The sequence below is a fragment of the Nocardioides alkalitolerans genome, from assembly GCA_038184435.1.
GTDB classification, from domain to species: domain Bacteria; phylum Actinomycetota; class Actinomycetes; order Propionibacteriales; family Nocardioidaceae; genus Nocardioides; species Nocardioides alkalitolerans_A.
Genome location: CP116227.1, coordinates 4095090 through 4107480 on the forward strand (window position 1 = coordinate 4095090; position 12391 = coordinate 4107480).

A 12391-nucleotide genomic window follows, 5' to 3' on the forward strand; every position below is an offset into this window, starting at 1 on the left:
CGGGGGCGGCGCACGCCGCCCCCACGGCACCCGGCGCGGCACCCGGCGCGGCGCTCGTCCTGGACCTGGACCTGGGCCTGGACCTGGGCCACACGCTCGGGTCCGAGCCTGGCTCCGTGCCGCCGCCGCGGCCGCGCGGAGCGCAGCCGAGGCGCGCGTGCCGTCCTGACCCCGTTCCTCGGTGGTCGACGCGCACGGGGGCCTGCCCCCCATGAGCAGTGTCCTGCTCGCGCTGGCGCTGGGCGCGCTGATCGGCGGCGTCCTGGGCGGGCTGGGCGGTGGGGGAGCGGTGCTCACCGTCCCGGCGCTCGTCTACCTGCTGCACCAGCCCGTCGCCGAGGCGACGGCCGGGAGCCTGGTGGTCGTCGGTGCCTCGGCCCTGGCCGGCCTGGCGACCTATGCGCGGTCCCGCCTCGTCGAGTGGCGGGTCGGGGCTCTCCTCGTCGTGGTGGGCCTGCCGGCGACGTCCGTGGGCACCCTGCTGAGCCACCGGGTCGACCCCGACGTGCTGCTGCTGCTGGGCTTCGCCGGCGTGATGCTGCTCGCCGCGGTCCCGCTGTTCCGCGACGGCCCGGGTGCCGATCCCGCCGAGCCGCCCGGCCCGACAGCGGCGGCGGCGCGGCGTACGCCGTGGGTGCCGACCGTGCTCGCGGCGACCGTGGTCGGGGCCCTGACCGGTTGCTTCGGCGTCGGCGGCGGGTTCGTCGTCGTCCCGGCCCTCGTCCTCGGGCTGCGGCTGCCCGTGCAACGCGCGGTCGGCACCTCCTTGCTGGTGGTGGCGGCCAACGCGGCGCTCGCGCTGGGTGGGCGGGTCGCGGGGGCGGACCTCGACCCGGAGGTGCTCGTGCCGTTCGCTGCCGCCGCGGTGGGCACGAGCGTGGTGGCGGCGAGGTGGGCGCCCCGGTTGCCGGCCCGTCCGCTGCGCCGCGGGTTCGCCGCGCTCCTCGTCGTCGTCGCGGTGGGCACGGCGCTCGCGGCGGCGGGCGTCCCACCCTCAGGATCGTCCTGAGGGTGGAGGGTGGAGCTCATCCGGGGGGTGCATGACGCTGTGACGGGGTCCGAGGATGCGGACCGTCCAGCCGCGCGTAGACCACCCCGGTCGCGGCGTCGACCACCTCGACGGCCGCGCCGGGCAGGTCCAGCGGTGGACGCACGACGGTGGTGCCGCGCGCCGCGCGCACGCTGAGGTAGGCGCCGTCGCCCGTCCGCAGGTCGGCGCTCAGCACGAGCAGGTCGAGCTCGCGGCTCGCCTCGATGTGCAGCTGCCCGTCGACGACCAGCACCGCCGCGGCGGTCACCGGTGGTACGCCGGGTGGTGCGGGCAGGCGCCCCGGTGGCGCAGGCGGCAGCGCAGTTCGCGGTGGAGTCGTCGCAGCAAGGGATCACCTTCGTCGGTCGGCGGTGCCGGAGGGCGGTGGACGGGCGGCCCGCGCACCCCCGGCGTCCGGGCCCCCCGGGCCGGGCACCCGGGGGCGCGGCGAGGCCCACCCCGGCTGACGTCGGTGTCGGCAGCTGCACCGTAGGCGAGGCCGGACCCTCCTCGCTGCCGACCGATCGACCCCGGGTCGACCGGCCGACGCCGTGTGTCGGTCGATCGGAGGACACGGCGTCGCCGCACGTCCGGGCGCCTTGCGGACCGTCACGTGGACCCCCATCCTGGGTCGCGTCGCACGACCGGCGCCGTCGGTGGGACACGACCCCGGCAGCCCCGGCAGGAGGCAGGATGATCACGGTCGCCGTCGGCGACGACCACCCGGTCGTGCGCGCGGGCCTGGTGCAGATCCTCGCCGCCGCCCCGGACGTGCGCGTGGTGGCCGAGGCGGACGACGGGGAGGAGCTCCTCGCGGCGGTCCGGCACCACCGGCCGGACGTCGCGCTCTCCGACTTCCGGATGCCCGTCCTCGACGGCGCGGCCGTCGCCGCGCAGGCCACCGCCGAGGGCCTCGGGACGCGGGTGCTGCTGCTCTCGGCGTACGCCGACCCCGCGATCGTCTTCCGCTGCGTCGAGAGCGGGGCCGCCGGCTTCCTGTCCAAGGACGCCGACCGGGCCACGCTCCTGCGCGCCCTCCGCGAGGTGGCGGCCGGACGTGACTTCCTGCCGCCGGACCTCGTGCCCGACCTCATGGACGAGGTCCGGCGGCGGCGCACCGCGACGCCGGCCGTGACGCTGAGCGCCCGGGAGCGCGAGATCCTCGAGGCGGTGGCGGCGGGCCTGTCCGCGCCCGCGATCGCGGCCGAGGCGCACCTGTCGCTCTCGACGGTGAAGACCTACCTGCAGCGGGTCTACGAGAAGCTCGGCGTCGGCGACCGGGGCGCGGCGGTCGCGGAGGCCATGCGCCGGGGTCTCCTGCGGTGAGGGTCCACCCCGGCTCCCGGGTGCTCGCCTCGGTGCACGTGGTGACGGCCCTGCTCCGCCTGGCTCTCCTGGTGCCCCTCGTCGTGCTGGTGCCGGTGCTGGCGGACGTCGGCGACGCGAGCCCCGGCTACCTCGTCGGGCTCGGCGTGTTCGCCCTGTGGGGCGCGTTCACGCTGGCCTGGTCCTCGACCCGTCCCGTGCCGCCGTGGGCGGGGCCGGCCAGCATCGCGGTGGACCTCGTCCTGCTCGTGGCGATGGCGGCCGGGTCGGCCGGGGCGACGTCGTACATCTCCCCGGTCTTCTACCTCTACCCGATCTTCACGGTGTTCTACTACCGCCCGCTCCTCACGGCGGTCGTGGGCGGTGTCGTGGCCGGCGGGTACGCCGCGGTGTGGCTCCAGAACTTCGCCGTGCGCGGCGGGCCGTACGTCTCGGGCGTCGTGTGGATGCACTTCCTCCTGCTCGCCTGGATGGCCCTGACGACGACGGCGCTCTCCCTCGTGCTGGCCCACCGGGCGCGCGCGGAGACGGCGGGGCGGGCGGTGCAGGACGAATTGACCGCGCAGCTGCTCGCGGCCGACTTCCGGGCGAGCACCCGCCTGGCCGACGACCTCCACGACGGCCCGCTGCAGGACGTCATCGCCGTGCGCCGCCTCCTCGAGCAGGTCGCCGACACCTCGCCCGAGCCGGCGCGGGTCGCGGCGGCCGCGGCCCTGCTCGAGGACGTCACCGCCCACCTCCGCGGCACCGTCGCCAACCTCCACCCGCAGGTGCTCTCGCAGCTGGGGCTCGAGGCGGCGGTGCAGGAGCTGGGACGTCAGGCCGACCGCGCCGGCGGGGTGCCCGTCACGGTCGTCACCGAGCCGGTGGGGGACCTCGGGGCCGACCGGGCCTACGCCCTCTTCGCCGCAGGGCGCGAGCTGCTCAGCAACGTCCAGCGCCATGCCGGAGCCCGGGAGGTGCTGGTGGAGCTGTGCCGCGACGGCGACCGGGTGGAGCTGTCGGTCTGCGACGACGGGATCGGCATGCCGGCGGGGCGCGCGCCCGGCGACCACGTGGGCGCCGGGCACATCGGGCTCGCCTCGCACGCGCTGCGGCTCCGCAGCCTCGGGGGTTCCCTCCAGCTCGCGCCCCGGCACCCCCGCGGTCTCATCGCGCGGGCGACGCTGCCGGTCGAGGGCCGGGGGACGGTGGCCTAGCGGCGTCCCGCCGCAGTCAGCGCAGCCCCTCGCGGAACACCTGGTGGAAAACCTCGGCGTTGCCGCCCGCCGGCGTGCTCAAGCCCAGCTCGCGGTTGGTGCGGAGGTAGTCGGAGAACCCCGGCAGCCGCTGCGCCTCGACGCCGTCGATCCGCCGGAACCCCATGGTCCACTCGGGAAACGCGCGCTCGGTGATCTGCTCGTTGAGCACGATGAAGAGGCCCCGGTGCCGCGGGTCGGCGAGGATGCGGCCGAAGGTGGCGTGCACGGCCGCGTCCGGCCCCTCGAGGGTCTGCACGAAGCTGCCGTCCGCGTAGAGGAGCGCACCGGTCAGGTCCGCGGCGTGGTTGGCGGCGCGCGACTGGCGCAGCAGGTCCTCGAGCTCCTCGGGCGACATCGGCTCCACGGCGCTGCTGAGGTAGGTCAACGAGATCATGGGTCACCTGCTCCTCAGTGCTGTCGGGCCTCCCCATCGTCACACGCCGGGCGTACGTCGTCGCGCGGCCCCCTGCCGTCCCGCGGGTCCGTGGAGCCCTGGTCACCCGTGCGGGCGAGCGGGCGACGTACCTGAACGGAGGCTGTGACCTTCGCCAGAACGCCGTCGATGATGTCGCACGCGTTGCCGGGCCCACGTACATTGCGTCTGGCCCTCGTCCACGTTCAGGAGAAGACGTGTCCGTCACACCCCCGAGCCCCTCCGGCCGTCGCGCCGCTCCCAAGCGTCGCGCGCGCTCGAAGCGCCGGCACACCGTGGCGACCGTCATCACCGCCACTGCAGCGACGCTGTGCATGGTGACCGCCCTCGGCGTCGCCTTCACCGTGCGTCAGCTCGACAACGGGATCAACACCTTCGCCAACCAGGACGAGGCGCTGGGCGACGACCGTCCGGAGAAGGCCGACGCCGACACCCCGGAGGAGCCGCTCAACATCCTCCTCGTCGGGTCCGACGCCAACAACCCCGACAACGGGGCGCGCTCCGACACCACGATCATCATGCACCTCTCGGGCGACCGGGAGTTCGCCTACGGCGTGAGCCTCCCGCGGGACGCGCTCGTCGACCGGCCCGAGTGCCTCGCGCCGGACGGCTCGGAGGTGCCGGGCGAGGACATGGTCATGTTCAACACGGCCTACAGCGAGGGCGGTGCCCTCTGCACGCAGCGGACCGTCGAGTCGCTCACCGACATCCGCATCGACGCGACGATCGAGATGGACTTCGGCGGGTTCGAGGACATGGTCGACGCCATCGGCGGCGTCGAGATCTGCCTGACCGAGCCGATCCGGGCGAGCCGCTACAACAAGGCGCTGCCGAAGGAGGGCACCTTCACGGCGAACGGCGAGGAGGCGCTCATCTACGTGCGCGAGCGCCACCAGCTCTCGATCAACGGCGACGTCGGCCGCATGAAGCGTCAGCAGGCCTTCCTCGCCTCGATGGCCAACAAGGTGGTGTCGGCGGAGACGCTGACGAGCCCCACCCGTGTCGCCAACTTCGTGAACGCCGTCTTCGACTCGATGACCATCACCGACGGCTACAACAACATCAGCTCGCTCGTCGACATCGCCACCGGTTTCAACGGCATCGGCGTCGACAACATCAACTTCCTCACGGTGCCCAACGAGGAGTACCCCGAGGACCGCAACCGCCTCGTCTGGACCGACGAGGCCGACGACCTGTGGGCCCTCATCCGCGAGGACAAGCCCCTGACGTCCGAGTTCCTCACCGGCGCCATCGGCGCCGAGGAGAGCGGCGGCAGCGTCAACACGGGCGAGCCGTCGGCGTCGCCGACCGACCCCGGCAGCACCGCCACGGACCCGTCGACCACCGCGACCGACGACCCCGTCGACAGCGACCCGACGGACGACGAGGAGTTCAACGCCGAGGACTTCGCCGCCAGCAACGGTCTCTGCTGAATGCCCGAGCAGGAGACGCGGCCCGACCCCGAGCCCGAGTGGCAGCGCAAGCGCCGCCTCGCGGCGATCTTCGGTGACGCGCTGCCCGAGCAGACCGGCGACGACACCGATCGCGGCGAGCCGGGCGACGCGCGCGGCGGCGAGGCGGCCTCCGACGCGTGGCTCCGGGCGCAGGTCCCGCCGCACCATGGCTGACGCCGGGCCCACGGTCGCGGCGAGCGCCCTCCGCGAGATCGTCGTCGTCCCGCCCGTGCCGGCGCTGCTGCCCGAGCACGCGGGACTCGTCGACCCGGTGGCCGAGCTGCGCGCCGCCGTCACCTCTGCCGTCGCGGGGCTCCGCGCCGCGGGCGGCTCGGTCGGCGTGCTCGGCTCACCGGCCGCGGCCCGCGTCGCGGACCACCTCCTCGACGGGGTTCCGCACGCGTCGTACGACGCGGAGCGAGCGCCCACCGATCCCGCCGACCCCGTCGGCCTGCTGGTGCTGGGCAACGGCTCGGCCATGCGCACCGAGAAGGCCCCCGGCCACCTCGACGCGCGGGCCGAGGGCTTCGACGCCGCGCTGGGGGCGGCCCTCGCGGCGGCGGACGGTGCGGCGCTGGCCGACGTCGACGGAGCACTGGGACGTGACCTGTGGGCCGAGGTCGAGCCGCTCCGCGACCTCGGGCGGCTGCTGCGCGCCACCGGGAGCGCCTGGCGCGTCGACGTGACCTACGACGACGCGCCGTACGGCGTGCAGTACTGGGTCGCGCGCCTCACCCCCGCCTGACCGCTCTCACGCGTGCTCCTCGGTGGAGTGCGAGTCGGTGAGGGTGCGGGCGCCCACCACGGTGATCATCGCGACGAGCGCGGCGAGGACGGCGAAGCCGATCCGCTGGCTGTGGAGGAACTGCTCCGTGACGGTCGACGACCACGCCCCGAGCGGGAGCGTCGTGCCCATGACGGCGGCGGTGACGGTGCCGACGACCGCGACGCCGAGGGAGTTGCCGATCTCCTGCGAGGTGTCGTTGAGGGCGGAGCCGAGCGAGGTGTGGGACTCGGGCAGCGCCTCGACGAGCGCGACGGCCGAGGTCGTCACGACGAGCCGCATCGCGACGGCGAGCAGTCCGAGCCCGACGGCGAAGACCGGGTAGCCGGCGTCGAGCGCGACGACGAGCACCAGGAGCGCCACGACGAGCAGCGAGCTGCCCGCGACGGCGGTCAGGCGGTGGCCGACCCGGTCGACGAGCACGTCGGTCAACGGCCCGGCGAGGAACATGCCGGCCACCATCGGCAGCGTGCCGAACCCGGCGACGACGGGGGACCAGCCCCAGGCGTACTGGAACAGCTGCGTCGACGAGAACGCCACCCCCACCATCGCGACCATCACGCCGGACTGGAGCAGCGCGCTGCCGCGCACGGTGGGCAGGGCGAACAGGCGCAGGTCGAGCATCGGGTGCGTCGCGCGCCGCTCGCGGCGGACGAAGCCGAGGGCGGCGGCGACGGCCGCGACGGCCACGCCGAGCGTGACGGGGGCGTACCAGCCCTCCTCGACCGCCAGCGTGAGCGACAGCAGGCCGAGCCCGAGCGTGGCGACCGAGAGCAGCGCGCCCGGGACGTCGGTACCGCCGGCGCGCAGGTCGGCCGGGTGGTCGGCGGGGATGCCGCGCCGCACGCCCCACCAGGCGACGACGGCCACGGGGGCGTTGACCACGAGCAGCACCTGCCAGGGCAGGTGGGTGACGGCGAGACCGCCCAGCACGGGGCCGAGGACGACGCCGAGCATCGCGACGCTGACGATGAGGCCGATGGCTCGACGGCGCAGCTGCTCGTCGTCGAAGAGCCGGAACATCAGCGACATCGTGCCGGGGGCGATGAGCGCCGCGAAGACGCCGCAGAGGGCGCGCACGGCGATGAGGTGCCAGGCCTCGGTCGCCGCCAGCACGAGCAGGGACGACAGGCCGAAGCCGGCGAGCCCCACGAGCAGCATGCGGCGGCGCCCGAGCAGGTCGCCGAGGGTGCCGCCGATGAGCAGGAGGCCGCCGAAGGTGAGCGCGTAGGCGCCGACGATCCACTGCAGCCCGGTCGGGCCGACGGCGAGGTCGCGCCCGATCGTGGGCAGGGCGACGGTGAGGATCGAGTTGTCGACCATCTCGACCAGCATGGTGAGGCAGAGCGCGAGGAGCGCGGGGGCCGCCGCACGAAGCGAGGTGGGACGGGGACGGGACGGCGTCGTGCGGGGGGACGGGGGTGCTGACGGGGTCGTCGTGGGCGTCGGTACGGCGGTCATGACGGCCTCCTCTCCGGGGGTCGGTGGGATCGAACCGCGTTCGACTCGAACATGGTTCGACTATAGAACGTTGTTCGAGGGTGTCAAGACCACCTAGGGTGGGACGCATGGCTCCGTCGCGCTCGACCCGGTCCACGAGGCGCGTCACCCACTCCCGCGAGCAGATCGTGGAGACGGCGACCGCGATCCTCGACGCGGAGGGCATCAAGGGGCTGACGCTCCGCGGCCTGGCTGCCGAGCTGGGCGGCGGGCTGGGCAGCATCTACTGGCACGTGGCCGGCAAGGAGGAGCTCGTCGGCCTCGCCTGCGACGAGCTCGTCGGCCGGGCGCTCGCCGCGGCGGAGTCGCCGGACGCCGGGGAGGGCGCGGGGGACGCGCGCGACGACGTACCGTCACCGCCGCTCGAGGTCGACCTCGGTGCAGCGGACCCCGCGATCGTCGCGGCCGCCACGCGGGTGCGGCGGATCGCCCTGGCGCTCTTCGCGCAGATGGAGCGGCACCCCTGGCTGCCCGGTCAGGTCGAGCTCAGCGGCGGCCAGCCCAACGGCCTGCGCGTGTGGGAGGCCATGGGGCGGCCGCTCGCCGCGATGGGGTTGTCGCCCCGGCAGCAGTTCCACGGGAGCACGGCGCTGCTGGGGTACGTCGTGGGGGTCGCCACGCAGATGTCCTCGCAGGACGCGATCGTCGACCCGGCGCTCGACCCGGAGGAGAACCTGGACAACGTCGTGAACCGGTGGCAGGAGCTGGACGCCACCGAGTTCTCGTGGATCCGCTCGATGGCCGAGGAGTTCCGCCGCCACGAGGACCTGGAGCAGTTCGCGGCCGGGCTCGACCTGCTCGTGCTGGGTCTGGTGCGGCAGGCGCTGGGGGGGCAGTAGGCGGCAGCGCGAGGGCGGGCGTCAGGCGCTCGCGCGGGCCCGCTCGGCGAGGCGCACGGCCGCGTGCTGCACGAGCGGCACCTCCTCGGGGTCGCGCGCGGCCTCGTGGGGCACCTGCCCGGCGAGCAGTGCGGCCGGCTGGGTCAGCCAGGCCCACACCTGCCAGGGGTCCATGCGGGCGGTGAGCAGCGGCTCGAGCACGGCGCCGAGCTCCGCCCGCAGGTCACCGGCCTCGTCGAGCTGGAAGGCGGGCACCATGGTGCGGCCGTCGTCGTGCACCACGACGAGGAGGCCACCGCGCTCGGCGGCCTTGTGCACGGCGAAGCGCGTGGCGTTCTCCGAGCGGCCCCGCAGCTCGGCGAGGCTCGCGTAGGTGTGCCACGCGCTCGCCAGCAGTCCGGCCCGCACGGCGGCCTTGCGCCGCAGCTGCACGAGCGCGACCGGCACGGCGTGGGCCGGGTCCTCGCCCTGCTGGTGCAGCAGGGCGTCGAGCTCGGTGAGGCGCTCCGGCGTCAGGGGCTCGCCGGTGCCCGGCTCGGTCCAGTACGCCGCGCCGTCGGCCCCGCGCCGGAACGACGGGAGGCCGGCCGGGCCGAGCTGGTCGGCCAGGCCGATCTCCTCGAGCCAGGCCGCCAGCCGCTCGCCGGTGCCCCCGTCGTCTCCGAGCCTGCGGACCCGGCCGTGCACGGTCGGTGCCCCTACTTGGACTTGCGGGCGCGGGACGCGATCTTGGCGCGCTCGTTCTGGTCGAGGACGACCTTGCGGATGCGCACCATCTCGGGCGTCACCTCGACGCACTCGTCCTCGCGGCAGAACTCCAGGCACTGCTCCAGCGACAGCTTGCGCGGCGGGATCAGCTTCTCGAAGTTGTCGGAGGTCGCGGACCGGATGTTGGTCTGCTGCTTCTCCTTGGTGATGTTGACGTCCATGTCGTCGGCGCGCGAGTTCTCGCCGACGATCATGCCCTCGTACACCTCGGTGGCGGGCTCGACGAACATGACGCCGCGCTCCTGCAGCGCCGTCATGGCGTACGCCGTCGCAGCGCCCTTGCGGTCGGCCACCAGCGAGCCGGAGGCGCGCGAGCGGATCTCGCCGGCCCACGGCTGGTAGCCCTCGGAGATCGAGTGGGCGATGCCGGTGCCGCGGGTCTCGGTGAGGAACTCGGTGCGGAAGCCGATGAGGCCGCGCGCGGGCACGATGAACTCCATGCGGACCCAGCCGGTGCCGTGGTTGGTCATGCCCTCCATGCGGCCCTTGCGGGTGGCGAGGAGCTCGGTGATGGTGCCGAGGTACTCCTCCGGCGCGTCGATCGTGAGGCGCTCGGTGGGCTCGTGGACCTTGCCGTCGATCTCGCGCGTGACGACCTGCGGCTTGCCGACGGTCAGCTCGAAGCCCTCGCGGCGCATCTGCTCGACGAGGATCGCCAGCGCCAGCTCGCCGCGGCCCTGGACCTCCCACGCGTCGGGGCGGTCGGTGGGCAGCACACGGAGCGACACGTTGCCGACGAGCTCGGCGTCGAGGCGGTCCTTCACGAGGCGGGCGGTGACCCTCGAGCCCTTGACCTTGCCGACGAGCGGCGAGGTGTTGGTGCCGATCGTCATCGAGATCGCGGGCTCGTCGACGTGGATGAGCGGCAGGGCGACGGGGTTCTCCGGGTCGGCCAGCGTCTCGCCGATCATGATGTCGGGGATGCCGGCGACGGCGACGATGTCACCGGGGCCCGCGGACTCGCCGGGCTTGCGCTCGAGGCCCTCGGTGACGAGGAGCTCGGTGATGCGGACGTTCTTGACGTCGCCGTTGCGCTGCATCCACGCGACGGTCTGGCCCTTCTTCAGGTGGCCCTGGCGGATGCGCAGCAGCGCGAGCCGACCGAGGAACGGGGACGCGTCGAGGTTGGTGACGTGGGCCTGGAGGGGGCCCTCCTCGTCGTACGACGGCGCGGGGATCGTGTCCAGGATCGTGCGGAACAGCGGCTCGAGGTCGCTGCCCGCCGGCATGGTGCCGTTCTCCGGCTGCTCCAGCGAGGCGATGCCGGCCTTGCCCGAGGCGTAGACGACGGGGAAGTCGAGCGCGTCCTGGCTGTGGGAGTCGTCGAGCAGGTCCATGAACAGCTCGTAGGACTCGTCGACCACCTCGGAGATGCGGGCGTCGCTGCGGTCGGTCTTGTTGACGACCAGGATCACCGGCATGTCGGCGTTGAGCGCCTTGCGGAGCACGAAGCGGGTCTGGGGGAGCGGGCCCTCGGAGGCGTCCACGAGCAGCACGATGCCGTCGACCATCGACAGGCCGCGCTCGACCTCGCCGCCGAAGTCGGCGTGGCCCGGGGTGTCGATGATGTTGATCGTGAGGCCGTCGGGCGCCGACGGACCCGTGTAGCGCACCGCCGTGTTCTTCGCGAGGATCGTGATGCCCTTCTCGCGCTCGAGGTCGCCGGAGTCCATGACGCGGTCGGCCACGCCCTCGGCCTGGTGCTCCGTGAACGCCCCCGCCTGCTTGAGCATCGCGTCGACGAGCGTGGTCTTGCCGTGGTCGACGTGCGCCACGATGGCGACGTTGCGGAGGTCGGAGCGGAGCGTGGTCATGAGGTGCGGCGTCACTTCCGTCGAGGGATCTGGGTGGCACACCGGTCGCCGGAGGGCCCCGGCGATCTTAGTGCCCCGCTCGGCCAGGGCCGATTCGTTGGCCGCTACCCTGCGTCTGTGATCCAGACCGAGACCTCGCCGACCGCCGAGTTCGACCGCGACGTGGCCCTGACGCCCCTCGACGGTCCCGACGACGCGGTACGCCGCTTCTCCGGCCACCTCCCGGGCCGCTGGTCCGTCGGCGGGGGCATCAACGGGGGCTTCCTGCTCTCGGTGATCGGCACCGCCGTGCGCGCCACCGTGCCCGACCGGCCGCACCCGGTGGCGGTGGCCGCGACGTACGTCGGTGCCTCCACGGAGGGCCCCGCCGAGGTGACGACGCGGATCGTGCGCCACGGCACCCTCACCACCGTCGCCGCCGACCTCACCCAGGACGGGGCGCCGCGCATCACGGCGCTCGCGACGTTCTCCGACCTGGCGCGGCTGACCGACGAGGTGGGCACGACGGCCGTCGCGCCGGTGCTGCCGCCGCCCGAGGAGTGCGTGGCCACGTCGGACGGACCGCCGGAGTTCCTCCGGACCGCGCCGCTCGTCGAGCGCTTCGAGATGCGGCTGACGCCGCGGAGCGTCGGCTGGGCGCTGGGCGAGCCGTCGCGCACGGGCGTGCTCGAGGGCTGGTTCCGCGTGCCCGACCGCGAGCCCGACCCGCTGATGCTGCTGCTCGCCTGCGACGCGATGCCGCCGGTGACGTTCGACCTCGGCCGCCCCGGCTGGGCCCCGACGGTGCAGCTGACGACGCACGTCCGCGCCGTACCGGCCCCGGGGTGGCTCGCCCTGCGCCAGTCGACGAGCAACCTCGCGGGCGGGTTCTTCGAGGAGGACTGCGAGATCTGGGACTCCGCCGGCCGCCTCGTCGCCCAGTCCCGCCAGCTCGCGCGGGTCCCGCGCTAGGGGGTGGTCCGGCCTGCGGTCGTTTCCCCGGTCAGCCGGGGAACACGCCGCTTTGACCATCAACGTTGATGGTCAAAGCGGCGCGTTGATGCGTCAACCGTCTCCGGTACGTCGCCGAGCCGCCCGGCCGTCATCCCCAGGCCGTCCGGACATGGCCCCCATCCCCATCTCGCGTATGAGGCCTTGTGGGATGAGGAGTGCACCGAACCGACCACTTTGACCATCAATATTGATGGTCAAAGTGGCGTGTT

The 12391-nt window shown here is 74.0% G+C and carries 13 protein-coding genes; 8 read left to right on the forward strand and 5 right to left on the reverse strand.

Features of this window, described 5'->3' with window-relative positions; genetic code table 11:
• Positions 1–211 precede the first annotated feature (211 nt).
• On the forward strand, positions 212–1009 hold the full coding sequence (locus PIR53_19470) for a sulfite exporter TauE/SafE family protein (GenBank protein ID WZH52181.1): 798 nt from the start codon (positions 212–214) through the stop codon (positions 1007–1009).
• Positions 1010–1025: 16 nt separating this feature from the next.
• Here PIR53_19470 and PIR53_19475 read toward each other — a convergent pair whose 3' ends face one another.
• On the reverse strand, positions 1026–1298 hold the full coding sequence (locus PIR53_19475; GenBank protein WZH52182.1) for a hypothetical protein: 273 nt from the start codon (positions 1296–1298) through the stop codon (positions 1026–1028).
• Positions 1299–1723: 425 nt separating this feature from the next.
• Here PIR53_19475 and PIR53_19480 point away from each other — a divergent pair, with 425 nt between their 5' ends.
• Both PIR53_19480 and PIR53_19485 read left to right on the forward strand, forming a co-directional pair.
• Positions 1724–2356, forward strand: coding sequence for a response regulator transcription factor (locus PIR53_19480; protein WZH52183.1), 633 nt, complete (start codon positions 1724–1726; stop codon positions 2354–2356).
• Positions 2353–3555 (forward strand): hypothetical protein, encoded by a 1203-nt coding sequence (locus PIR53_19485; protein WZH52184.1) that lies wholly within the window; start codon positions 2353–2355, stop codon positions 3553–3555. The genes PIR53_19480 and PIR53_19485 overlap by 4 nt, the downstream gene beginning before the upstream one ends.
• 16 nt (positions 3556–3571) lie before the next feature.
• On the opposite strand, the gene PIR53_19490 is transcribed toward PIR53_19485, so the two are convergent.
• On the reverse strand, positions 3572–3991 hold the full coding sequence (locus tag PIR53_19490; protein ID WZH52185.1) for a BLUF domain-containing protein: 420 nt from the start codon (positions 3989–3991) through the stop codon (positions 3572–3574).
• 236 nt (positions 3992–4227) lie between these two features.
• Here PIR53_19490 and PIR53_19495 point away from each other — a divergent pair, with 236 nt between their 5' ends.
• From PIR53_19495 to PIR53_19505, 3 genes are read left to right on the forward strand one after another with little or no spacing between them, the layout of a single operon-like run.
• Positions 4228–5463 carry an LCP family protein gene (locus PIR53_19495; protein WZH52186.1) on the forward strand — a complete coding sequence of 412 codons (1236 nt, stop codon included), beginning with the start codon at positions 4228–4230 and terminating at the stop codon, positions 5461–5463.
• A complete protein-coding gene (locus tag PIR53_19500; GenBank protein ID WZH52187.1) occupies positions 5464–5658 on the forward strand; it encodes a hypothetical protein in 195 nt (64 codons plus the stop codon).
• Entirely contained in the window at positions 5651–6229 is a 579-nt protein-coding gene (locus tag PIR53_19505; GenBank protein ID WZH52188.1) for a hypothetical protein, read from the forward strand. Before PIR53_19500 ends, PIR53_19505 begins: the two co-directional genes overlap by 8 nt.
• A 6-nt stretch (positions 6230–6235) precedes the next feature.
• Here PIR53_19505 and PIR53_19510 read toward each other — a convergent pair whose 3' ends face one another.
• Positions 6236–7729, reverse strand: coding sequence for an MFS transporter (locus PIR53_19510; protein WZH52189.1), 1494 nt, complete (start codon positions 7727–7729; stop codon positions 6236–6238).
• A gap of 107 nt (positions 7730–7836) precedes the next feature.
• On the opposite strand from PIR53_19510, the gene PIR53_19515 reads away from it, so the two are divergent.
• Positions 7837–8607: a TetR/AcrR family transcriptional regulator gene (locus PIR53_19515; protein ID WZH52190.1), complete on the forward strand. Its 771-nt coding sequence runs from the start codon at positions 7837–7839 to the stop codon at positions 8605–8607.
• A gap of 21 nt (positions 8608–8628) precedes the next feature.
• Here the strand turns inward: PIR53_19515 and PIR53_19520 are convergent, their stop codons facing one another.
• Positions 8629–9294 carry a hypothetical protein gene (locus PIR53_19520; protein WZH52191.1) on the reverse strand — a complete coding sequence of 222 codons (666 nt, stop codon included), beginning with the start codon at positions 9292–9294 and terminating at the stop codon, positions 8629–8631.
• An 11-nt stretch (positions 9295–9305) separates the two neighbouring features.
• Positions 9306–11189 (reverse strand): translational GTPase TypA, encoded by a 1884-nt coding sequence (typA, locus tag PIR53_19525; GenBank protein ID WZH52192.1) that lies wholly within the window; start codon positions 11187–11189, stop codon positions 9306–9308.
• A 117-nt stretch (positions 11190–11306) separates the two neighbouring features.
• On the opposite strand from typA, the gene PIR53_19530 reads away from it, so the two are divergent.
• Positions 11307–12140 carry a thioesterase family protein gene (locus PIR53_19530; protein WZH52193.1) on the forward strand — a complete coding sequence of 278 codons (834 nt, stop codon included), beginning with the start codon at positions 11307–11309 and terminating at the stop codon, positions 12138–12140.
• Positions 12141–12391 lie beyond the last annotated feature (251 nt).

Bases quoted from the DNA above. Each gene is read 5' to 3' on its own strand.
- PIR53_19470 (WZH52181.1), top strand. From the start codon at position 212: ATGAGCAGTGTCCTGCTCGCGCTGGCGCTGGGCGCGCTGATCGGCGGC.
- PIR53_19480 (WZH52183.1), top strand. From the start codon at position 1,724: ATGATCACGGTCGCCGTCGGCGACGACCACCCGGTCGTGCGCGCGGGC.
- PIR53_19490 (WZH52185.1), bottom strand. From the start codon at position 3,991: ATGATCTCGTTGACCTACCTCAGCAGCGCCGTGGAGCCGATGTCGCCC.
- PIR53_19500 (WZH52187.1), top strand. From the start codon at position 5,464: ATGCCCGAGCAGGAGACGCGGCCCGACCCCGAGCCCGAGTGGCAGCGC.
- PIR53_19505 (WZH52188.1), top strand. From the start codon at position 5,651: ATGGCTGACGCCGGGCCCACGGTCGCGGCGAGCGCCCTCCGCGAGATC.
- PIR53_19510 (WZH52189.1), bottom strand. From the start codon at position 7,729: ATGACCGCCGTACCGACGCCCACGACGACCCCGTCAGCACCCCCGTCC.
- PIR53_19515 (WZH52190.1), top strand. From the start codon at position 7,837: ATGGCTCCGTCGCGCTCGACCCGGTCCACGAGGCGCGTCACCCACTCC.
- typA (WZH52192.1), bottom strand. From the start codon at position 11,189: ATGACCACGCTCCGCTCCGACCTCCGCAACGTCGCCATCGTGGCGCAC.